Here is a 21,952-nt window from a genome sequence, read left to right as displayed (position 1 = left end):
CCGCCTGCGACGTGCCGGGAACATCCGCCCGTGACACGGCCGGTCGACGTCCTGCCGATCCCGCCGTTTTGTAGCACCATGGCACCTTATGACCCCCGCATCGACCAGTGCGCCCGCCAAGAAGGCGGCGCGCAAGTCCGCAGCCGCCAAAGCGGCATCACCGAACTCATCAGGACGGGCGGCGTCCGGCCGCGCCGGCGCGGCGAAAAGCTCTGGCTCGGGCGGTAAGTCGACGAAGTCGACGACTGCGGACAACTTCACCGGGAACTTCGTCGGATACGCAAAAGGGCCGTACGGCAAGGCATATGACGAGATGTTCGATGCCGCGGGGGAGGTGCGCACCCCCTATCGTGGCATCTACAAGGCCATGGCCGACGAAGATCAGTCCGACCTGGTGGAGGCACGCGTCGAGGCGCTGGGTCGGGCCTACCTCGACCAGGGTGTCACCTTCTCGCTGTCGGGTAAGGAGCGCCCGTTCCCGTTGGACGTTGTGCCACGGGTGATCTCGGCCGCGGAGTGGAGCAAGCTCGAGGCGGGCATCACCCAGCGTGTGCAAGCGCTCGAGCTGTTCCTCGACGACATCTACGGTGAGCAGGAGATCCTGCGCGACGGTGTGTTGCCCAAGCGACTCGTCCACTCGTGTGAGCATTTCCATCGCCAGGCCGCAAACATCCGTCCGCCCAACGGCGTTCGTATCCATGTCGCCGGTATCGACCTCATCCGGGACGAGAACGGTGACTTCCGGGTGCTGGAGGACAACCTCCGATCCCCGTCGGGAGTGTCCTACGTCCTCGAGAACCGTCGCGCCATGGCCCGGGTGTTCCCGGACCTGTTCTCCAAGCACCGGGTGCGCGCGGTCGCCGACTACCCGAGTCACCTGTTACGCGCCCTGCGCGCATCGGCGGCGTTCAACGAGGCCGATCCCAACATCGTCGTACTCACTCCGGGGGTCGCGAACTCGGCCTACTTCGAGCACTCGCTGCTCGCCCGCCTCATGGGTGTCGAACTGGTCGAGGGACGAGACCTGTTCTGCCGCGACAACATCGTCTACATGCGCACCACCGAAGGTGAGCAGCGCGTCGACGTCATCTACCGTCGTATCGACGACGACTACCTCGATCCCATGCAGTTCCGGCCGGATTCGATGCTCGGGGTCGCCGGGCTGCTCAACGCCGCGCGCGCCGGAAACGTGGTCATCTCGAGCGCCGTCGGCAACGGCGTCGGCGACGACAAGCTGATCTACACCTACGTGCCCGAGATCATCCAGTACTACCTCGGCGAGAAGCCGAGCCTGCAGAACGTGGACACCCTGCGCTGCTGGTTGCCGGACGAACGCGAGGAGGTGCTCGACCGCATCGACGAACTCGTGGTGAAACCCGTTGAGGGGTCCGGCGGTTACGGGATCGTATTCGGTCCCGACGCCACCGGTGCCGAACTGGATGCGTTGGCACGGAAGGTCCGCAACGATCCGCGCGGGTGGATCGCCCAGCCGGTGGTGCAGCTGTCGACGGTCCCCACGAAGATCGGCGACGACATCCGTCCGCGTCACGTCGATCTGCGGCCCTTCGCCGTCAACGACGGCGAGTCGGTGTGGGTCCTGCCCGGCGGTCTCACCCGTGTGGCACTGCCCGAAGGATCGCTGGTCGTGAACTCCAGCCAGGGTGGCGGTTCCAAGGACACCTGGGTGCTGGCGTCGCGCACGTCCGAGGGTGATCGGGAACTGTCCGGCGCCAAGGTCGTGACCACCAGCGGTGTCGCCGCGGCCCGGCCGGCCGAGAGCGCGCCCGACCCGGTGCACACACAGACCCAGCAGCAGCAACAGGGCACCATGCAGCAGCAACAGGGCACCATGCAGCAGCAACAGCAGGGCTCTATGACGCAGCAACAGGGCGGTGATGTCCGATGATGCTGGCGCGCAACGCCGAATCCCTTTACTGGATCGGCCGGTATGTGGAACGCGCCGACGACATGGCGCGCATCCTCGACGTCGCGATCCACCAGCTCCTCGAGGACACGACCGTGGACGTGGACCGGCAGGCGCGGCTGATCATCCAGGTCCTGGGCCTTGCGGCGCCGGAGACAGACGAGGAACTCGACGTGTGGTCGCTGACCGAACGCGTCGCTTACGACGCCGATGCGGTGGGGTCGATCGTCGATCTGATCCGCGCGGCGCGTGAGAACGCCCGCGGCGCGCGCGAGGTCACCTCCAGCGAATTGTGGGAGTGCCTCAACACGACGTACAACGGCCTCGACGGCGCCGAACGACGTTCCCGTCGCCTCGGTCCGCACGAGTTCCTCTCCTATGTGAAGAACCGCGCGGCGATGTTCGCCGGACTCGCCGACGCCACCCTGAGTCACGACGACGGGTACCGGTACCTGCTACTCGGACGCTCGGTGGAGCGCGTCGACATGACGATCCGGATGTTGTTGTCGCGCGCGGGAGATCGCACATCATCACCGGCCTGGGTCAACGTGCTGGTGTCCGCGGGTGGGCACGACACGTTCCTGCGCACCTACCGCGGGGTGCTCGATGCGGAGAACATCGTCGAGTTCATGCTCCTCGACCGACTGTTCCCGCGGTCGATCTTCCACGCGCTCAGCGTCGCCGAACGCAACCTCGGACAACTCGAGAAGGGGCCCAGCCGCGTCGGCGCCCAGGCCGAGGCGCAGCTGCTCCTCGGTCGTGCACGCAGTTCGCTGGAGTTCCTCGAGCCGGGGAAATTGTTGGACGATCTACAGGACCGTCTGGTCGACCTGCAGGACACCTGCCAGGCGGTCAACGAAGCGGTCACCAAACAATATTTCCATGTGTCGCCTTATGTCTCGTGGGCCGATGCCCGCGCCAGCGAAGGCCAGGTCATCGAGGAGAGTGAGCTGTGAGCTGGCGTCTGCGCGTCGTCCATTCCACCGGATTCGCCTACCACAGTCCCGTCACCTCGTCGTACAACGAAGCCCGGCTGACACCACGCAGTGACGCGCGGCAGAACGTCATCGTCAACCGCGTCGAAACCGTGCCTGCGACAAGGTCATACCGCTACACCGACTACTGGGGGACGGCGGTGACCGCTTTCGACCTGCACGCACCGCACGAGGAACTCGAGGTGTCGGGTCTGTCGGTCGTGGAGACCGACCGCGGTGCCCGTCCGTCCGGCGAGGACCAGGTGTCGTGGGACGACATCAACAGCGAGGCCGTCAAGGATCGCTACGACGAGATGCTGTCCTACACAGAGTTCGTCGCCCGGAACCGGCAGTTGCTCTCGACGGCGAAGAAGGTGACCAAGGGCCTGACCCCCGAGGAGGCCGTCGAGGCCGTGTGCCGCTTCGTCTACGCAGAGATGGAGTACGTCCCCGGCACGACCGGGGTGCACACCACGGCCGTCGACGCGTGGAGCGATCGCAAGGGGGTGTGCCAGGACTACGCGCACCTCACGCTGCTGATGCTGCGCGGACTCGGGATTCCGGCCCGCTACGTCTCCGGATACCTGCATCCCGAACCCGATGCGACCATCGACAAGGCCGTGCAGGGTCAGAGCCACGCCTGGATCGAGGCCTGGACGGGCGGTTGGTGGGGGTACGACCCCACGAACGACACACCGATCACCGAACAGCACGTCTCGGTGGGTGTCGGTCGCGACTACGCGGACGTGTCGCCGCTGAAGGGTATCTACACCGGCGGCGGCGCAACGGATCTCGATGTCATCGTGGAGATCACCCGGCTCGCCTGACCGTGACCTGCTACCGCCAGCCGTAGCGGTCGCGGAGTTGTTTCGCGACCGCATCAAAGCGTTCCTGGCCGAGGACGGCACCTTCACGGCGGATTCCGTCGGCGTCGACGACGAGCACTCGGTCGAGCCGCACGGAGCTCGGCCGGTCTTGCGAGTCCCAGGTGCCCGACCCGACGGCGAACCAGTTGCCCTCACCGTGGTGGTCCTTGCTCGAGAGCATGAGGCCGAGCACGTCGTCGGCCGACTGCCCGTTGGCGTCCCGGCCCACCACCAGTACCGGTCGGTCCTTGCCCTGGTTCGGATCGTCCTCGTAGGCGACCCAGGTCCACACGATCTCGCCGGGATCGGCGTCACCGTCGAGGTCGGGCGAGTAGCTGATCTGGCGTGCCACCTCCGCGGTGGGACGGATGGCAGAGCGCAGGTTGTGGCTCGTCATGAACGGTCTCCTCGGTCATGGTGGGCGTCATGCGGCGACATCAAGAAGTCGTCGACGGCGTCGGCGGTCAGGGTCGCGGTGGGTTTCTTCTTCGGATTCAGGTCGTGTCCCACCTTCTCCAGCTCGACGATGCGAGTGGGCCCGGCGATGAGCCCGACGGCGTCGACCATCTCCTCGGTGGTGCCGAACGGGTCAGTACTGCCGTGTACGACCAGCGTGGGCACATCGATCGACGGCAGGTGCTCTGTGCGCAACCGGTCGGGTTTTCCGGGCGGATGCAGTGGATAAGAGGTGAGCAGCAGGCCGTCGGCGAGACCGGCGCCGTCCTCGGCAACTGCCATCGATGCCTGCCGGCCGCCGTAGGAGTGGCCGCCCACGAACAAGGGGCCGTCGGATTCGGTGCGGAAGGTCGCGCATGCGGCTCGTATGCCGTCACGGTCGGCCGGGGAGGTGGATGGACTGGGTGGGCCCTTCGGGCGCCGGCGCCGGTACGGCAGGTCGATGCGCGCCACGACGAACCCTCGATCGCACAGCTCGTCGGCGAGCGCACGCAGGATGACGGCGTTGCGGTCACCGCCCGCGCCGTGCGCGAGGACGATCGTGGCGCGGGGGACGGCGACCGGTCGGTGCACGTCGGCGGCGACGTCGTCGTTCTCGATGGTGGTGACGGAGATGTCGGACACGACTGTCACCGTATCGCCCGGCGCGCGTCGGGGGCCGTCGCAGACGTGGCCGTGGGCGCGGGTCGCGGCTCGCATGAGAAACTGATGGTCAACCCTTGTCCCCGGCCGGTACCACAATTCGGTCCCACACAGCTGTACGTCTCGAGGAGTAGTTCCCATTCCCACCTTCGCCGACACAACCTTCACCGACCCGGCGCGTATCCGGAACTTCTGCATCATCGCGCACATCGACCATGGCAAGTCGACGCTGGCCGACCGGATGTTGCAGCTGACCGGTGTCGTCGAAGAGCGGCAGATGCGGGCGCAGTACCTCGACCGGATGGACATCGAGCGTGAGCGCGGCATCACCATCAAGGCCCAGAACGTGCGCCTGCCGTGGACGGTGACCTCGGCAGAAGGCGACGAGGACTACGTCCTGCACCTCATCGACACCCCCGGCCACGTGGACTTCACCTACGAGGTCTCGCGTGCGCTCGAGGCGTGTGAAGGTGCTGTGCTGCTCGTCGACGCCGCGCAGGGCATCGAGGCCCAGACCCTCGCCAACCTGTACCTCGCGATGGAGAACGACCTCACCATCATCCCGGTGCTGAACAAGATCGACCTGCCCGCCGCCGACCCCGACCGTTATGCCGCCGAACTCGCGCACATCGTGGGATGTGAGCCGGAGGACGTGCTGCGGGTCTCGGGCAAGACGGGCGTCGGGGTCACCGAATTGCTCGACGAGGTCATCCGTTCGGTGCCCGCGCCGGTCGGCGACGCCGACGCGCCCGCCCGCGCGATGATCTTCGACTCCGTCTACGACACCTACCGCGGCGTGGTCACCTACGTGCGAGTGGTCGACGGCAGGATCGTCCCCCGCGAGAAGATCCTGATGATGTCGACCGGTACCACGCATGAGCTCCTCGAGGTCGGCATCGTGTCACCGGAGCCCAAACCGACCAAGGGGCTCGGGGTGGGTGAGGTCGGGTACCTCATCACCGGGGTGAAGGACGTGCGACAGTCGAAGGTCGGTGACACCGTCACCACCGCCCGCCGGGGCGCCGAGCAGGCACTCACGGGGTATCGCGAGCCGCGGCCGATGGTGTATTCGGGGCTGTACCCGCTCGACGGATCCGACTATCCGGTGTTGCGCGAGGCCCTCGAAAAGCTCCAGCTGAACGACGCCGCGCTCACCTTCGAGCCGGAGACCTCGGTCGCTCTGGGGTTCGGTTTCCGCTGTGGGTTCCTCGGCCTGCTGCACATGGAGATCACCCGCGAACGCCTGGAGCGCGAGTTCAACCTCGACCTCATCTCGACCGCGCCGAACGTGGTGTACCGCGTCGTGATGGAGGACGGCTCCGAACACGTGGTCACCAACCCGTCGGACTGGCCCGAGGGCAAGACCCGCCACATCTACGAACCCATCGTCAAGACGACGGTGATCGCGCCGAGCGAGTTCATCGGCGCCATCATGGAGCTGTGCCAGTCGCGGCGCGGCGAACTGGGCGGGATGGACTATCTGTCCGAGACCCGGGTCGAGCTGCGGTACACGCTGCCGATGGCCGAGATCATCTTCGATTTCTTCGACGCGCTGAAGTCGCGTACCCGCGGATACGCCAGCCTCGACTACGAGGAGGCCGGTGAACAGGAAGCGGATCTCGTCAAGGTCGACATCCTGCTACAGGGTGAGGCCGTCGACGCCTTCAGCGCGATCGTGCACAAGGACGCCGCCTACGCGTACGGCAACCGCATGGCCATCAAGCTGAAGGAGCTGATCCCACGCCAGCAGTTCGAGGTGCCCGTGCAGGCCGCGGTCGGCTCCAAGATCATTGCGCGCGAGAACATCCGGGCCATCCGCAAGGATGTGCTCGCAAAGTGTTACGGCGGTGACATCAGCCGGAAGCGCAAACTGCTCGAGAAGCAGAAGGAAGGCAAGAAGCGGATGAAGACGATCGGCCGCGTCGAGGTACCACAGGAGGCGTTCGTGGCGGCGCTCTCCACCGACGCGGTGGGTGACAAGCCGAAGGGGAAGTGATGGATCGCGCCGAAACCCTGACCGCACACGACAGCTCGACTCCGAACCCGGTGCTGGCACCGAGTTCGCTGCCCTACGATCTGCCGGACTTCGCGTCGATCTCCGACGACGACTTCCTGCCCGCGTTCACGGTCGCGATGGCGTCGCATCTCGCGGAGGTCGACGCGATCGCCTCGGACACGAACCCGCCGACGTTCGCCAACACGGTCGAGGCACTGGAACTGTCCGGTCGCGACCTGGCCCGTGCCGCGGGGATCTTCTTCAACCTCGTCGGACCCGACACCAACCCGCAGCGCAACGAGATCTCGCAGGAACTCTCCACGCGACTGACCGATCACGCGAACACGGTCGCTATGAACCCGGTGTTGTTCGAACGGATCTCCGATCTCCACGCACGTGCCGACGATCTCGACCTGACCGAGCCGCAGCGCCGGCTCGTCGACAAGCGGTACCGGGAATCGGTCCGTGCGGGCGCCGGACTGCCCTCCGGTGACCAGCAGGAGATGCGTGAGATCGCCTCGCGCCTGGCCTATCTCACGACGACGTTCTCCCAGAAGATCCTCGACGACACCAACGCTTCCGCCGTGTTCGTCGACGATGTCGCCGACCTCGACGGCCTCTCGTCCGGTCAGATCGCCGCCGCCAGGCGTGCGGCGGCCGACGCCGGCCACGAAGCGGGGTATCTGCTCGCCCTCGAACTGCCGACCAGTCAATCGGTGCTGACCGAACTGACGAGCCCGGAGGTGCGTCAACGCGTCTTCGACGCGTCGGTCAGCCGTTGCGCGCGAGGCAATGCACACGACACCCGGGACCTCGTGCTCGAGATCGTGCGGTTGCGCGCCCGGCGTGCCGAGCTACTCGGGTACCGCGACCACGCGGAGTTCGTCATTGCCGAGCAGACCGCTCCGGACCCCGCCGCGGTCGACGACATGCTCCGTGAACTCAACGCGTCAGCGATGCGTGCCGGTGGCCGAGAGCTGACGCGTCTCACCGAGTTCGCCGGTGACGCCACGATCGGGCCCGCCGACCTCACCTTCTGGCTCGACCGTGAGCGACGCGCGACGGCATCGGTGCCGCTGGACGGCTTCGCGGACTACTGCGAACTGGACACGGTTCTCACGCGCGGGGTCTTCCATGCCGCGAACAAGTTGTACGGACTGCGCTTCGTCGAACTGACCGGTCTGCCGCTGTACCACCCGGACGTGCGGGCATGGGAGGTGCGCGACGAGGCGGGCACCGGCATCGGCCTGTTCCTGGGCGACTTCTACGCGCGACCGTCGAAACGCGGTGGCGCATGGATGAACAACATCGTCGACCAGTCGTCGGTGCTGCAGGCCCAGCCCATCATCGTCAACGTGCTGAACCTGACCAAACCCGACGCGGGCCGGCCGTGCCTGCTGACGATGGATCAGCTCACCACGCTGTTCCACGAGTTCGGGCACGCGCTGCACGGCCTGCTCTCGTCGGTCGAGTACCCGTCGCAATCCGGGACCTCGGTGCCCCGCGACTTCGTCGAATTCCCTTCTCAGGTCAACGAGATGTGGGCGCTGCACCCCGACGTGCTGGGCAATTACGCCCGCCACCACGAGACCGGCGAGACCATCCCGGCCGAACTCGCCGACGCCGCGAGGCAGTCCGCCGGAGCCGAATCCGCCCACGGCACCATCGAATACCTGGCCGCATCCTCGCTCGACCTTGCCTGGCACCGGTTGTCGGTGGAGGAGGCCGCGGCCATCACCGATGTCGAGGGGTTCGAGGCGAACGCGCTGACCGCCGCGGGGTTGCGGACCGAGCTGATCCCGCCGCGTTACCGCAGTGCGTACTTCAACCACATCTTCGGCGGCGGGTACTCGGCCGGCTACTACAGCTACATCTGGTCCGAGGTGCTCGACGCCGAGACCGAGCAGTGGTTCCTCGCCGAAGGCGGGCTGCTGCGCGAGAACGGTCGTCGCTTCGCCGAATCCACCCTGTCGCGCGGTGACAGCGTCGACCCGCTCGTGGCCCATGAGGGCCTGATCGGTCGCAAGCCGCGGATCGATCCGCTGCTTCGACGCCGCGGTCTGGCAGCCTGACCGGCATTCGTCCGTGACCACGCGCAACCGACGCCGAGACCTCTCCGCCTTCGCGGTGCTCAGCATCGTGACCGCGATCGTCGTCATCGGTCTGAAACTCGTCGCGTGGCGGATCACCGGCTCTGTCGGCCTGCTGTCCGACGCCCTGGAGTCGGTGGTCAATCTCGTTGCCGCGGTGGGTGCTTTCGTCGCCCTGCGCGTGGCGGCCAAGCCGCCGGACCGGGGCCACAACTTCGGGCACACCAAGGCCGAGTATTTCTCGGCGGTGTTCGAGGGCGTGATGATCGTCGTCGCCGCCGTCACGATCATCGTCGCCGCCGTCGACCGGTTGTTCCACCCTCGGGATCTCGAGGAAGTCGGGGTGGGGCTGGCGATCTCACTGGTGGCCACCGGACTGAACGCGGCCGTCGGATGGGTCCTCATCCGCGCCGGACGCCGGCATCGTTCACTCACCCTCGAGGCCGACGGCAAGCACCTGATGACCGACGTGTGGACGACGGTCGGCGTCGTCGTCGGGGTCCTCCTCGTCGCGGTGACGGGCTGGCTGCCACTCGATGCGCTGATCGCCATCGCGGTGGCCGTCAACATCCTCGTCGTGGGCGGACAGCTGATCCGGCGATCGGGTGCGGGACTGATGGATTCCGCCCTGCCCGACGACGAGCGCACCGCGATCGACGGGGTCCTCGCCGCCCACCGTGCCGAGGGCATCGACTTCCACGACATCCGGACCCGCGAGGCCGGCCACGAGCGATTCGTCCAGCTGCACATGCTCGTTCCCGGCGAATGGTCGGTGCAGCGCGCGCACGACCTCACCGAGCAGGTGGAGACCGAGTTACGTGCCGCGGTCGACGACCTCAACGTGACGATGCACGTCGAACCGATCAACGATCCACGCGCCTACGAGGACTGGCGGCTGGACTGAGTGGACGACGCCCTCAGACGTCAGAGGCGCCGTCGCCCTGGTTCTCGTGCCGTTCACCGTCCTCGGCGAGCACTTGGGACGCGATCCGAAACGCCGTGTTGGCATCGGGCACACCGCAGTAGATGGCGCTCTGCAACAGCACTTCCTTGATTTCGTTGTCGGTGAGCCCGTTGCGTCGAGCGGCGCGCACATGCATCGCCAATTCCTCATGGTGGCCCCGGGCGATCAACGCGGTCAGGGTGATCATCGACCGTGATCGCCGGTCCAGGCCGGGCCGTGTCCAGATCTCACCCCAGGCGTACCTGGTGATGAGGTTCTGGAACTCGGCGGTGAAATCCGTGGTGGCCGCGAGTGCGCGGTCGACGTGATCGTCGCCGAGCACCTCGCGACGCACGATCATGCCGTCGCCATCGATGGTCATGGTGTGTCCTTCAGGTAGTCGCGTGCTCGCTGCAGCGCGTTGTCGATGAAGATGTCGGTCGCGCCCAGGTAGTCGGGTGCGGGTTCTCTACCGGTCAATTCGGCCATCGTCTGCTGTTCGGCGCGAATGCCCTGGGCATCGGCGAGGTTCTCGGCAGCTAAATCGATGTCGACCTGCAGCCCGGCAAGTAGGTCTGTCGCCTCCGCCGCGGCCACCACGGTACGACGCGTCAGAGTGGCGAGTGTGGCCCATTCTGCGTGCCATCCGCCGTCGGAGCGTTCGTCGACACTTGCCGCGGACGCCGCGTGCAGGGTGGCCCCCAGTGGGGGAGCGGTCAGTGCGGCCCGGCGCAGAAGCACGGTGAGTACCGGATTGTTCTTGTGCGGCATCGTCGATGAGCCACCGGAAGATCCCTCGGCCAGTTCGCCGGCCCGGATTCCGGCGGCGACGTCGTTGGCGAGATGCCCCCAGGCGTCACAGCAGCCGACCAACGCGTCGCCGGTTCGGGTGATGACCGAACGGGTGGTGTGCCAGGGATCGGCCGCCGCCAAACCGAGACCATCCGCCCACGATCGGGTCAGCGACACCGCGGCCTCCGGAGATCCGGCGAGCTCGGTGGTCGCGGCCAACGTTCCGGCCGCGCCACCGGCGGCGATGGGCAGGGCAGAGCAGGCTTTCACACCTTCGGCGGCGTCGAGAATCGCGGTCAGCCAGACTGCGAATTTGCGGCCGACGGTGCCGGGCACCGCGGCTTGGGTCAGGGTCCGGGTCAGCATCGGCGCGCCGCGGTTCGCTTCTGTCAGTTCGATCAGTTGATGAAGCTGCCGACCGATGTCATCGGTGATGGCCTTCAGGCCGTCACGCAGGCACCACATCAGTGCGGTGTCGAGCACGTCCTGACTGGTCAGGCCGCGGTGTAACCAGCGGGATGGATCGCCGTCGACGCGGGACCGCATCAGCGCGACCAGGCCGGTGACCGGGTTGCCGTCACGTTCGGCGGCTCTGGCGATCGGATCGAGGTCACCGGGCCGGATCAGGTCAGAGAGATCGGCTGCGGCGGTGGCGGGCGCGATGCCGGAGTCGACAAGTGTTGCCAACCAGACATTCTCGACGCTCACCATGGCGTCGAGGAGGGCGGCGGTGCTCATCACGTCTCCGGCCCGGTGATCGCCCGGCCAGAACAAGTCACTCACCGGCCGAGAAGCGCAGGAAGACGGTTTCGTCCTCGCCCTGCAGTCGGATGTCGAACCGCAGGCCATGCGCGTCGCGCTCGGCGATCAGGGTCTGCCTACGGTCCTCGGGCAGGTCTGCCAACAGGGATTCGTCGGCAAGGTCGGGGCCAGGCACGTATGCGCGTGTGAACAAGCGGTTGAGCAAGCCGCGACCGAACACGGTGATGGCGAAGAACGGGGCACGGCCGGGATCGGTCGGCCCGGGTTCGACAGTGGTGAAGCTGTAGCGGCCCTCGTCGTCGGTCGACACTCGGCCCCAACCCGTGAACGTCCAGCCGTCGCGGTGCAACGACCCGCTCGATCGGGCGATCTTCCCGTCACCGTCGGCTTGCCAGATCTCCAGCATCACGTCGGGCACCGGCTCACCCGCTCCGTCGGTGACGAGGCCGTGGAATCGGATGGAACCCGGAACACCCCGCGGAACCAGCTCGTTGCCACGGTCGAACGGGAGGGCGTAGCCGTAGAAGGGGCCGATGGTCTGGCCCGGCGTCGCGGTCAGCAGCGTGCCCATGTCAGTCCTCCTCGAAAAGCGTGCGGTGTGGGCCGGCCAGGACGATGTCCCAGCGGTATCCGTTGGCCCATTCATGGGTCGTGACGTCGTGATCGTAGGCCGCGACCAGCCTGTCGCGGGCTTTCTGGTCGGTGATCGCCTGGTAGATGGGGTCCAGGGCGAACAACGGGTCACCCGGGAAGTACATCTGGGTGATCATCCGCTGGGTGAAAGCCTGTCCGAACAACGAGAAGTGAATATGTGCCGGACGCCAGGCATTGCGGTGGTTCTTCCACGGGTACGGGCCCGGTTTGATGGTGGTGAATCGATAGGTGCCGTCGTCATCGGTGAGGCACCGCCCTACGCCGGTGAAGTTGGGATCGATCGGCGCCCGGTGCTGGTCACGTTTGTGGATGTAGCGGCCGGCCGAATTGGCCTGCCAGATCTCGACGAGCTGGCGGCGCACCGGTCGCCCTTCGCCGTCGACGACGCGTCCGGTCACCACCATGCGCTCACCGATCGGCTCGCCGTCGCACTGGATCGTCAGATCTGCTTCCAGTGGATGAACGTCTCGCGCTCCGAACACCGGCGCCCAGGTTTCGATGGTCTCCGGATCGGCGTGATGAAGGTTCTTGGTGGGGTGGCGGAGCAGGCTACTGCGGTAGGGCGCGTAGTCCAGACGTGGCTGCGTCTCCTCGACACCGGTTTGTAGATAACCGGTTTCGATGGCGGCGATCTCGGCGTTGATCTCCGCCTGGCTCGTCGACGCACTGTCGGGATTGGTGTCGATAGGGACTGTCATGACCGTGAGGCTAACTATTCCTGGCTCGCGAACGGAAGACTATACTTCCGCTCAGTGAAAGGACTGGACAGATGGCCGGAAACACTTCGGTGCCCGGGGCCACGGTGGCGTCTCGAGTGCTCGCGATCATCGGCGCCTTCGACGAAGGGCATCGTGCGCTGACACTGACCGAGCTTGCGCAGCGGTCGAATCTGGTGCTTCCCACAGCTTCTCGGCTGGCGGGGGAGTTGGTCGCGGGTGGGGCGCTGGACCGTCGTGACGACGGACGCTACGTCATCGGCAGGCTGTTGTGGGAGGCCGGCTTGCAGGCTCCGGTCGAGGGCAGGCTCAAGCAGGTGGCGGAGCCGTTTCTGCACGACGTCTACGCAGCCACGCTGGCGACCGTGCACCTGGCCGTGCTCGACGGCGCCCAGGTGTTGTATCTCGAGCGGATGGCGGGCCGTGCGTCGGTGCCGATTGTCAGTACGGTGGGCAGTCGACTGCCTCTGCACTGCACCGGCGTGGGCAAAGTCTTGCTCGCGCACGCCTCGAAGGATGTGGAGCGGCAGGCGTTGGCGAACCTCACCCGGGTGACGCCGTACACGATCACCGCGCCCAACGTTCTTGTGGCACAGCTGGAAAAGGTGCGGCGCGACGGCGTGGCCACCACCGTCGAGGAGATGTCACGGGGGGCGTGCTCGATGGCGGTACCGGTGATACGGGTCTCCGACGACACCGTGGCGGCCGCGATCGGAGTGGTGGTACCCACTCTCAAGCGCGACCGCCAACGGTTGCTCGGAGCCCTGCAGGTCGCCGCGCGAGGGATCGGGCGCCTGCTGTAGCCGGTACTGGAAAATCAGTGGTGGACAAGATCTTTGGCAGATTCCGGAACTTTGTGGCCCAGCATCGTGGTGGGGACGTCCTTGGTTTCGCGTGCGGTCAGCGCCGCGGCGGCGGAGATGAGACAGACCACCGCGGTGAAGATGCTGATCACCACCCAGCCGCCTTCCCGCACCCCGCCCAGCGCGGTGACGATCGAGGGTGCGAACCCGGCGACGAGAAAGCCCAGTTGAGTGCCGATCGCCATGCCGGAGAAACGAACCCGCGTGGAGAACATCTCGCCGTAGAACGAGGGCCACACCGCATTGGCGGCGGCGTAACCGCACGAGAACGTGGCCACCGCGAGTGCGAAGGTCAGCAGATTGTTGTCACCGCTCATCGAGAGCATGTAGAACGGCATCAGCACGGCCGAAGAGACTGCGCCGTAGACGAACACCGGCTTGCGTCCGATGCGATCGGCGAGGATTCCGAACATCGGCTGGGTGCCGAGTGCGACGACGTTGGCGACCACGACCAGCCACAACGTGACGTCGGTATCCAGGCCTACTTCTTTGCCGTAGGCGATCGCGAGGTTGCCGAACACCGTCGACACCGCGGCGATGAACGCGCAGAGGATCACGCGCAGTACGTCACGCCAGTGGTCGCGAAGCAGCGGCACCAGCGGCACCCGCGCGATCGTCCCCGCTGCCTTGGCCTCGGCGAACTGAGGTGTCTCGTGCAGCTGGCGGCGAATGAAGTAGGCGACGACGACCACGACAGCGCTCAGCCAGAACGGCACGCGCCAGCCCCAGCTGTACTTGGCTTCGTCGGGCAGGGAAACGAACGGAATCAGCACGAGCGAGGCGAGGATGAGTCCGCCCTGGGTTCCGGTCAGGGTCCAGGAGGTGAAGAATGCGCGCCGGTCATCGGGTGAGTGCTCGAGGGTCAGCGAACTGGCCCCGGCTTGCTCTCCCGCGGCCGACAGGCCCTGCATCAACCGACAGATCACCAGCAGGGCCGGGGCGGCCCAGCCGATCGTGTCGAAACTGGGCAGGCAGCCGATCAGGAACGTCGACAGGCCCATCAGCACGAGCGTGAACATCAGCACGCGCTGGCGACCGATGCGGTCACCGAAATGGCCGAGGATGAACGCGCCCACCGGCCTCGCCACGTAGGCGAATCCGAACGTCGCGAACGACATCACCAGCGCGGCTTCGTCGTCGGACGGGAAGAACACGTGCGGAAAGATCAGTGCGGCAGCCGATCCGAACAAGAAGAAGTCGTAGTACTCGACTGCGCTGCCCGTGAAGCTGGCCAGCGCGGCGCGTTTCGGTGTACGTCCGTCAGGCGCGTCTGGCGTCGAGGGGGCGTCGTTGGTCATCGGCTGCTCCTTAACGAGATGGTGCTGGGTGGTGAGGGGTTCAGGTGGCGGTTCGGGCGACGAGGTCGCGAAAGTGGGCCGACATTCTCGCGGCGTCCGGCGTGCGTCCGGTGATCAGGGCGAAGGCGTCGACGGCTTGGTACACGGCCATGTGCCCGCCGTCCAGGGTCCGACAGCCGGCGGCGCGGGCCGCCTGCAGCAGCGCAGTATCGATAGGCCGGTAGACGATGTCGGCCACCCACAGGCCGGGGCGCAGCAGTGCGGCATCGAACGGCAGTCCCGGGTGCTCGGCCATGCCGGTCGGAGTCGCGTGCACGACGCCATCGCTGTCGGGCAACAGCACCGACAATTTGTCGAGCGAGGATGCGTCGACGCGGGCCGACGCGTATCGGTCGGCAAGTTGACAGGCCAGCGTGGCGGCCCGGTCGACGTCGAGGTCGACGACTGTCAGGTGGGCGACACCCATTCGCAGCAGCGCGTCGCCGACTGCCGAGCCGGCGCCGCCGGCGCCGACCAGCACCGCGGCAGCCATCGGCGCTGCGGGCAACCCTTCAGCGAAGCCGTGTGCGAACCCGGTGGTGTCGGTGTTGTACCCGATGGTCCGCCCGCGGTCGAAGACCACGGTGTTGACCGCGCCGAGCGTGCGTGCGGGCTCATCGACGTCGTCGAGATGGTCGATGACGAGCTGCTTGCACGGATGGGTGATGTTCAGTGCGTCATAGCCAAGGGTCCGCGCCCACGACAGCACGTCGCCGATCCGGTGCGGGGCCACTCCGAATGTGTTGAGGTCGATCGTCCGGTACACGTAGTCCAGGCCCTGCGCACGGCCTTCGGCCATGTGCAAAGCGGGGGTCAGAGAGGGACCCACACCGGTGCCCACGAGGCCCACCAGATAGGGCCGTCCCGCGTCCGACTTGGAGGTCATCAGGCGCCTTCCTTAATGTACGAACTAGTACGTACGGAAAGTACAGCACTGTGATGCGAGTCCCGTCAAGGGGCGAATGTGAGGTGGGACTCGCCGAGGGTGGGTTTATGGCCGGCTGGTGAGCCAGCCGACCACCATGTCACCGAGCATGCGACGCAGGTGGGCGCGCTGCGAGGTCTCGGAGAGGTCGACGTCGAAGAGGTATCCGAATGTGTAGCGGTTGGCGACCTGGAACACGCAGTACGAGCTGATCACGAGGTGTACGTCGAGGGCGTCGACGTCATCGCGGAAGGCGCCGGCTTCGCGTCCGTCACGCAGGATCTCGTCGAGCAGCGACGTCGCGGGCCGGGACAGTTCGGGTAGCTCACGTAACTGTCGGACGAACTCGCCCCGGTGAATGTTCTCGATGGAGACCAGACGGATGAAGGCGTCGTGGGCGATGTGATGGTCGAACGTCACCTCGGTGAGCCTGCGGATCGCGACCACGGGATCGGAATGATCTACGCGCAAACGCTGCTCAGCAGTGCGGATACCGCGATATGCGTTGTCCAGAACGGCCAGATACAACTGCTGTTTGCCGCCGAAGTAGTAATAGATCATCCGCTTCGTGGTGCGGGTGCGCTCGGCGATCTCATCCACTCGGGCCCCGGAATATCCCGACTCGGCGAATACCTCGGTGGCCACCTCCAACAGCTCCGCTCGTGTGCGCTCGGCATCACGCTGCAGCTCAGCTCTCGGTTTGGCGGCCATGTCGACAGAGCTTACTGGTGGCGACTCGGGTACCCGAGCAACCCTTCCGTCTCAATTAACTGTTTGGTACATTGACGGCGGTAGTGGCACCCATCACAGGAGGAACGATGAAGACGTCGATCGCCACGGTCTCACTGTCCGGATCGCTCGTCGAGAAGCTGCACGCCTGTGCCGACGCCGGATTCGACGGCGTGGAGATATTCGAGCCCGACCTGATCGCCAGTGAGCACTCGCCCGAGGAGATCCGACATCTGGCGCGTCGCCTCGGGTTGTCCCTCGACCTCTATCAGCCGCTGCGCGACCTCGAGGGCGTCGACGAGACGACCTTCACCGACAACCTCCGCCGCGCCGGCGCCACCTTCGCCACGGCGCAGCGGCTCGGTATCGACACCGTGCTCGTCTGCAGCAATGTCGCCACCGCCACCATCGACTCCGATGAGCTCTCCGCCGACCAGTTGCGCCGCATAGGCGACCTGGCTGCCGGCTACGGCATCCGCATCGCTTTCGAGGCGCTGGCCTGGGGCCGGTTCATCGACGACTACCGTCGGGCCTGGCGAATCGTGCAACTCGCCGACCACGCGGCAGTGGGTATCTGCCTTGACAGCTTCCATGTTCTGTCCCGCGGCCACGATCCGGCGGCGATCGCCGACATCGAAGGCCAGAAGATCTTCTACCTGCAGCTCGCGGATGCCCCGGCGCTGAAAATGGACGTCTTGTCGTGGAGTCGTCATCACCGGTTGTTCCCCGGTGAAGGTGCCTTCGACCTGGCCGAGTTCGTGCGGTACACCCTCGCCGCCGGCTATACGGGCCCGCTGTCGCTCGAGGTATTCAACGACACCTTCCGCCAGACAGACCCGGGCCACACCGCGGTGCACGCATTACGGTCGTTGTTGTGGCTACGCGACCAGGTGTCGTCGACCCTCACCGACGCCAAACCGCCCACCGGATTCGACTTCGTCGAGCTCAAGGCTGAGGACATGAGCGAGGTCGAGGTCCTGCTCGGCCAACTGGGATTCACGCCGCGCGGCCGGCATCGCACCAAGCCGGTGTCGCTGTGGTCGGCCGGTGGTGCTCGCGTCGTGCTCAACGAGCAACAGGCACGAGACGAGGTGGCGCATGTCGCGGCCGTCGGGATCCAGGTGCCGGATGCCGATGCCACCTCTCAACGGGCTGCTGAGCTGATGGCACCGGTCGCCTACCGACGCACATTTGCGGCCGAACAGCCGTTCGGCGGTGCGCTCGCTCCGGACGGCACCGGATTCTTCTGGGTGACCGAGCCTGCGGGGGACGGCACTCCGGCGTGGGTTGCGGAGTTCGAACGCGGTCTGCCCGATGCCGATCCGGGCTTCGTCGGCGCGATCGACCATGTGAACCTGACCCAGCCGTGGCAGACCGCCGAGGACGCCCGGTTGTTCCTCACGAGTGTTTTCGGCATGACCGCCGATGCCCCCTCCGACGTGCCGGGCCCCACGGGCCTGGTCCGCAGCCAGGTGCTGCGCAACGCGGATTCGTCGGTGCGGCTGCCGCTCAACGTCGCTCCCCACATCCTCGACGATGCCGGACTGCCACAGCACGTGGCGTTCGCGTGTTCGGACGTCCTCGCGTTGGCTCGGTCGGCCTCGGCCGCCGGACTGGTGTTCCTGACTGTGCCGGACAACTACTACGACTACCTGTCGGGGCGGTTCGGCCTGCCCGACGCCACCGTTGCCGAATTGCGTGAACTCAACCTGCTCTACGACCGCAGCCCCGACGGGGGACACTTCATCCACTTTTACACCCGCACGGTCGGCACGGTGTTCTTCGAGTTCGTCCAGCGGTTCGGCGGATACGACGGCTACGGCACGGACAACGCGCCGGTACGCCTCGCCGCGCAGCGCAGCGTCGGTACCGTGCGGCGATGAGCGGTCGGGCAAGTACGGCGATCGGGCGATCTGGTACAGCCGTACTCAAACGGCCGAGGCTTGATGAAAGTGCTTGAGTAGGTCCGGGTAACGAACCAGGTGTGCGCCACCGTTGAGGTCGAGGCTCTCTCCGGTGAGCCAGGATGCATGAGTCATGTAGACCGCGGCCTCGGCGATCTCCTCGGGGGTTCCCGATCGTCCCAGCGGGGTGTTTGCCAGGTAGTCTTCCTCGAGACCCGGCACCGACATCGACGGCGCCGTCAGGGGTGTCATCACGATTCCAGGCGCGATCGCATTGACGCGAACAGATCACGGACCGGCTCTTCGTCCACGACGTCGACCGGCGCTGCGTCGTGGGGCGAGCCGAGTTCGGCGGCAAGGGTTCTCGCGAGATCGATGTTGCGATCGGCGACGGTGACGGCAGCGCCGTCGGCGGCCAGTGCGCGCGCGATGGCGGCTCCGATGCCGGAGGCGCCCCCTACGACGACGGCACTACGAGATTCGGGAGAGGACAAGACAGACATCCCTTCGACATGTGGGGATCACGAGGGTTCGAGTCCCTGGGGAACGACCATCGCGTGGGCGAGCGCCGACAGCTGCTCGGCGAGGCCGGGCCGGGTCTTGAGTTCCGGGTTCTGGCTGACGTCGGTGATGACCGAGATCGCCGCCTGCGCGAGCGCGCGTGCGTCGTCGACGGTCACCTCGTCGGACATCGCGCAGATCGCCTCTATCCACTCGGCGACGTACTCGCGCTGGGTTTCGCGCAGCCGGAACTGTTCGTCATCGGAGAGGTAGAGAAGGTCCGCGGCGAGAATGTGCATGATGCGTCCATGAACGCCGAGTGCCTGGTGAATGTGATGCTGCTGAGCAAGCACACGTTGCCATACCTCCGTAAAGCCGGCGGAGCAATCGTCAACACTGCGTCCACACACGGATCCGCGGGTGACACCAGCCTGAGCGGTTACGGTGCGTCCAAAGCCGGTGTGGTTGCGCTCACCAGGTTCCTGGCCACCCAGTACGGCCGAGAAGGAGTGCGCTGCAACGCCGTCAGCCCGGGCACCACGTCCTCGCCCCCTGCGCAGCAGCTCCCCGAGGAGATCAAGAACATCTTCCGGCGCCAGAATCTCAACCCGGAAATGCCCACTCCGGAGCAGCAAGCCAAAGTGTTCGCGTTTCTTGCCTCGGACGACGCCGCCGGCATCAACGGCCAGGAGATCAGAGTCGACGCGGGTCTGCTGTCTCATCAACCCATGGTCGCCGACATGCTCGCGCTCGGCGCAACCACGGTCTGACCGCAGCAACCGAAAAACACAGATGTCCCTGCCGGCTCGAGCCGCCGGCAGGGACGACCGAACTGCGGCCGCGCTCAGTGATTCGCGGGCTGGAAGGTGGCCTGGTGTGCCGCCTCCTCCGCGCGGATCACGTGCATCACGGCGTTGATGAGTGCGAGGTGGGTGAATGCCTGCGGGAAGTTGCCGAGGTGCTGTCCGGTCTTGGCGTCGATCTCCTCGGCGTAGAGCTTCAGCGGGCTCGAGTAGGAGAGCAGGCGTTCGCACAGCGTTTTCGCGCGCGGGAGTTCGCCGATCTCCACGAGTGCCGACACCAACCAGAACGAGCAGATGGTGAAGGTGCCCTCTTCACCGCTGAGGCCGTCGTCGGTCTCCTCGACCCGGTACCGGAGCACCAGCTCGTTCTCGGTGAGTTCGTCGGCGATCGCGAGAACCGTTGCGCGCACCCGATGGTCGTCGGGCGGCAGGAATCGCAGCAGCGGGACGAGCAGCAACGAGGCGTCGAGCGCGTCGTCGCCGTAGCGCTGGGTGAACACACCGCGGTCGTTGACCCCGTGTTCGAGGATGTCGGCCCGGATCTCCTCGGCGATCGCCGCCCACTCGCGGGCGTGCGTGCGTTCCCCGTGCATCGTCGCCAGGCGAGACCCACGGTCGAGGGCCACCCAGCACATGACCTTCGACGAGGTGAAGTGCTGGGGCTCGCCCCGGACCTCCCAGATGCCGCGGTCGGGTTCTCGCCAGTGCTTGATCGCCTCTTCGACCTGCGCCTTGAGAACCGGCCACAGCGTCTCGGGAATCGTCTCGTGCGACTTGATGTTCAGGTACACCGAATCGAGCATGGTGCCCCAGATGTCGTGCTGCGCCTGGTTGTACGCACCGTTGCCGATCCGGACCGGTTGGGCGCCGTCGTAGCCCGAGAGGTGGGTCAACTCCTCCTCTTCCAGGGTGCGTTCGCCCCCGACGCCGTACATCACCTGCAGCGGGTGGCGTTCGCCGTTGGTGATGCCTGAGACATCGGCGATGAAGGAGAAGAAGTCGTCGGCCTCACGATCGAGGCCCAGGGTGTAGAGCCCCCACAGGGCGAAGGTCGAATCGCGCACCCAGGCGTAGCGGTAGTCCCAGTTGCGCTCTCCCTGAGGTGTTTCCGGAAGGGACGTGGTCGCGGCCGCGAGCAGGGCGCCGGTCGGCGAGTAGGTCAGGCCCTTGAGTGTCAGGGCGGAGCGCTGGAGATGCGAGCGCCACGGATGGTCGGGGAAGCTGCCGATGTTGATCCACTGCCGCCACGATTCGCTGGTGGCCCACATCTTCTGCGCCGCCTCGTCGAAGTTCTGCGGGGCGGGCTGCCGCGACCAGCTGAGTGCGACGAACCTGTTGTCGCCCTCCACGAGTCGGGTGCGCGCACGCGCCTCCCGGCCTTCGAGGCCGAGCCGCAGGTCGGTGGTGAGTTTGAGGGTGGGTGTGTCGCTGTCGGTCTCCTTGGCGACGGCGATGGCCTCACCGTAGGCGGGGCCGGAGTACTCCCACGAGGTGGTACCGCGGTGATAGTCGAAAGCCGGCTCACAGCTCATGTGCAATTCGACTGTGCCGGAGACACATCGCACGGTCCGGAGCAGGATGTGCTCGGCATCCCAGTCGGTGGGTGTCCGGCGGTGGGTGCGTGAGCGCCGCTCGTTGTCGTGCCAGGGGCCCATGACGAGCGCATCCCGGACGATGATCCACCCGGTGTCGGTCTGCCAGGTGGTCTCGACCATCAGACTGCCCGGCAGGTACCGGCGATCCACGGGGACGTTGACACCGTAGGGGGCGAGGCGGAAATGACCGGCGCTGCGATCGAGGATCGCGCCGAAGACGCTCGGTGAATCCGGGCGCGGCACACACATCCACTCCACCGACCCGTTGCGGGCGATCAGACAGTTGGTCTCGGTGTCGGAGAGGAAGGCGTAGTCGCCGATGGGCGGGAAGGCGCTCGTGTGTGAGGGGGTCGAGTGTGTGACCGGCGCCGACCCCGGGCCGCCGATTCGCGCGACGCCGGCGCCGTCCGAACTCCCGGGTGCCGGGGACGTCACGCTCGGCAGGGGCGTTACGGTGGAGTCATCTGCGGCAGACATGGA

Annotated in this window: 20 protein-coding genes and 1 pseudogene; 9 read left to right on the top strand and 12 right to left on the bottom strand. The window is 66.4% G+C overall.

What is annotated here, in order from left to right; translation table 11 throughout:
• Positions 1 to 88 precede the first annotated feature (88 nt).
• From ACSUZC_RS15255 to ACSUZC_RS15245, 3 genes are read left to right on the top strand one after another with little or no spacing between them, the layout of a single operon-like run.
• On the top strand, positions 89 to 1,906 hold the full coding sequence (locus ACSUZC_RS15255; protein ID WP_439029358.1) for a circularly permuted type 2 ATP-grasp protein: 1,818 nt from the start codon (positions 89 to 91) through the stop codon (positions 1,904 to 1,906).
• Positions 1,903 to 2,880 carry an alpha-E domain-containing protein gene (locus tag ACSUZC_RS15250; protein ID WP_439029357.1) on the top strand — a complete coding sequence of 326 codons (978 nt, stop codon included), beginning with the start codon at positions 1,903 to 1,905 and terminating at the stop codon, positions 2,878 to 2,880. Before ACSUZC_RS15255 ends, ACSUZC_RS15250 begins: the two co-directional genes overlap by 4 nt.
• Entirely contained in the window at positions 2,877 to 3,725 is an 849-nt protein-coding gene (locus ACSUZC_RS15245) for a transglutaminase family protein (RefSeq protein ID WP_439029356.1), read from the top strand. The genes ACSUZC_RS15250 and ACSUZC_RS15245 overlap by 4 nt, the downstream gene beginning before the upstream one ends.
• Before the next feature lie 10 nt (positions 3,726 to 3,735).
• On the opposite strand, the gene ACSUZC_RS15240 is transcribed toward ACSUZC_RS15245, so the two are convergent.
• Both ACSUZC_RS15240 and ACSUZC_RS15235 read right to left on the bottom strand, forming a co-directional pair.
• Positions 3,736 to 4,161 (bottom strand): type II toxin-antitoxin system PemK/MazF family toxin, encoded by a 426-nt coding sequence (locus ACSUZC_RS15240; RefSeq protein WP_439029355.1) that lies wholly within the window; start codon positions 4,159 to 4,161, stop codon positions 3,736 to 3,738.
• Positions 4,158 to 4,844 (bottom strand): alpha/beta hydrolase family protein, encoded by a 687-nt coding sequence (locus ACSUZC_RS15235; RefSeq protein ID WP_439029354.1) that lies wholly within the window; start codon positions 4,842 to 4,844, stop codon positions 4,158 to 4,160. The genes ACSUZC_RS15240 and ACSUZC_RS15235 overlap by 4 nt, the downstream gene beginning before the upstream one ends.
• Positions 4,845 to 5,001: 157 nt before the next feature.
• On the opposite strand from ACSUZC_RS15235, the gene lepA reads away from it, so the two are divergent.
• Genes lepA through ACSUZC_RS15220 form a run of 3 tightly spaced genes read left to right on the top strand, consistent with a single transcriptional unit; the run spans position 5,002 to position 9,852 of the window.
• Positions 5,002 to 6,858: a translation elongation factor 4 gene (lepA, locus tag ACSUZC_RS15230; RefSeq protein ID WP_439033142.1), complete on the top strand. Its 1,857-nt coding sequence runs from the start codon at positions 5,002 to 5,004 to the stop codon at positions 6,856 to 6,858.
• Positions 6,858 to 8,930, top strand: a complete 2,073-nt coding sequence (locus ACSUZC_RS15225; RefSeq protein WP_439029353.1) for a M3 family metallopeptidase — start codon at positions 6,858 to 6,860, stop codon at positions 8,928 to 8,930. The genes lepA and ACSUZC_RS15225 overlap by 1 nt, the downstream gene beginning before the upstream one ends.
• 13 nt (positions 8,931 to 8,943) lie before the next feature.
• Positions 8,944 to 9,852 (top strand): cation diffusion facilitator family transporter, encoded by a 909-nt coding sequence (locus tag ACSUZC_RS15220; RefSeq protein WP_439029352.1) that lies wholly within the window; start codon positions 8,944 to 8,946, stop codon positions 9,850 to 9,852.
• A gap of 13 nt (positions 9,853 to 9,865) precedes the next feature.
• On the opposite strand, the gene pcaC is transcribed toward ACSUZC_RS15220, so the two are convergent.
• Genes pcaC through pcaH form a run of 4 tightly spaced genes read right to left on the bottom strand, consistent with a single transcriptional unit; the run spans position 9,866 to position 12,797 of the window.
• Positions 9,866 to 10,273 (bottom strand): 4-carboxymuconolactone decarboxylase, encoded by a 408-nt coding sequence (pcaC, locus tag ACSUZC_RS15215; RefSeq protein WP_439029351.1) that lies wholly within the window; start codon positions 10,271 to 10,273, stop codon positions 9,866 to 9,868.
• A complete protein-coding gene (locus ACSUZC_RS15210; RefSeq protein ID WP_439029350.1) occupies positions 10,270 to 11,466 on the bottom strand; it encodes a lyase family protein in 1,197 nt (398 codons plus the stop codon). Before ACSUZC_RS15210 ends, pcaC begins: the two co-directional genes overlap by 4 nt.
• Complete coding sequence (gene pcaG / locus ACSUZC_RS15205; protein ID WP_439029349.1) at positions 11,459 to 12,016, bottom strand: protocatechuate 3,4-dioxygenase subunit alpha; 558 nt, start codon at positions 12,014 to 12,016, stop codon at positions 11,459 to 11,461. Before pcaG ends, ACSUZC_RS15210 begins: the two co-directional genes overlap by 8 nt.
• A gap of 1 nt (position 12,017) precedes the next feature.
• Positions 12,018 to 12,797 carry a protocatechuate 3,4-dioxygenase subunit beta gene (gene pcaH / locus ACSUZC_RS15200; RefSeq protein WP_439029348.1) on the bottom strand — a complete coding sequence of 260 codons (780 nt, stop codon included), beginning with the start codon at positions 12,795 to 12,797 and terminating at the stop codon, positions 12,018 to 12,020.
• Between the two features lie 71 nt (positions 12,798 to 12,868).
• Between pcaH and ACSUZC_RS15195 the strand changes: the two genes are divergently transcribed.
• Entirely contained in the window at positions 12,869 to 13,618 is a 750-nt protein-coding gene (locus ACSUZC_RS15195) for an IclR family transcriptional regulator (RefSeq protein ID WP_439029347.1), read from the top strand.
• A gap of 14 nt (positions 13,619 to 13,632) precedes the next feature.
• Here the strand turns inward: ACSUZC_RS15195 and ACSUZC_RS15190 are convergent, their stop codons facing one another.
• From ACSUZC_RS15190 to ACSUZC_RS15180, 3 genes are all read right to left on the bottom strand, one after another.
• Complete coding sequence (locus ACSUZC_RS15190) at positions 13,633 to 14,976, bottom strand: MFS transporter (protein ID WP_439029346.1); 1,344 nt, start codon at positions 14,974 to 14,976, stop codon at positions 13,633 to 13,635.
• Positions 14,977 to 15,016: 40 nt separating this feature from the next.
• Entirely contained in the window at positions 15,017 to 15,901 is an 885-nt protein-coding gene (locus tag ACSUZC_RS15185; RefSeq protein ID WP_439029345.1) for a shikimate dehydrogenase, read from the bottom strand.
• 105 nt (positions 15,902 to 16,006) lie between these two features.
• Positions 16,007 to 16,651 carry a TetR/AcrR family transcriptional regulator gene (locus ACSUZC_RS15180; RefSeq protein WP_439029344.1) on the bottom strand — a complete coding sequence of 215 codons (645 nt, stop codon included), beginning with the start codon at positions 16,649 to 16,651 and terminating at the stop codon, positions 16,007 to 16,009.
• A 107-nt stretch (positions 16,652 to 16,758) separates the two neighbouring features.
• On the opposite strand from ACSUZC_RS15180, the gene ACSUZC_RS15175 reads away from it, so the two are divergent.
• Entirely contained in the window at positions 16,759 to 18,552 is a 1,794-nt protein-coding gene (locus tag ACSUZC_RS15175) for a TIM barrel protein (RefSeq protein ID WP_439029343.1), read from the top strand.
• 45 nt (positions 18,553 to 18,597) lie between these two features.
• Here ACSUZC_RS15175 and ACSUZC_RS15170 read toward each other — a convergent pair.
• Both ACSUZC_RS15170 and ACSUZC_RS15165 read right to left on the bottom strand, forming a co-directional pair.
• A pseudogene (locus ACSUZC_RS15170) lies at positions 18,598 to 19,076 on the bottom strand (SDR family oxidoreductase).
• Between the two features lie 18 nt (positions 19,077 to 19,094).
• A complete protein-coding gene (locus ACSUZC_RS15165) occupies positions 19,095 to 19,373 on the bottom strand; it encodes a hypothetical protein (protein ID WP_439029342.1) in 279 nt (92 codons plus the stop codon).
• Between the two features lie 9 nt (positions 19,374 to 19,382).
• On the opposite strand from ACSUZC_RS15165, the gene ACSUZC_RS15160 reads away from it, so the two are divergent.
• Entirely contained in the window at positions 19,383 to 19,844 is a 462-nt protein-coding gene (locus ACSUZC_RS15160) for an SDR family NAD(P)-dependent oxidoreductase (protein WP_439029341.1), read from the top strand.
• 74 nt (positions 19,845 to 19,918) lie between these two features.
• Here the strand turns inward: ACSUZC_RS15160 and ACSUZC_RS15155 are convergent, their stop codons facing one another.
• A complete protein-coding gene (locus tag ACSUZC_RS15155; protein WP_439029340.1) occupies positions 19,919 to 21,949 on the bottom strand; it encodes a glycoside hydrolase family 15 protein in 2,031 nt (676 codons plus the stop codon).
• Between the last annotated feature and the right edge of the window lie 3 nt (positions 21,950 to 21,952).

The sequence above is a fragment of the Gordonia terrae genome (assembly GCF_051789125.1).
Taxonomy (GTDB): Bacteria; Actinomycetota; Actinomycetes; order Mycobacteriales; family Mycobacteriaceae; genus Gordonia; species Gordonia terrae_A.
The sequence above is the reverse complement of the archived record's forward strand: the minus strand, read 5'-3'. Positions and strand labels throughout refer to the sequence as shown.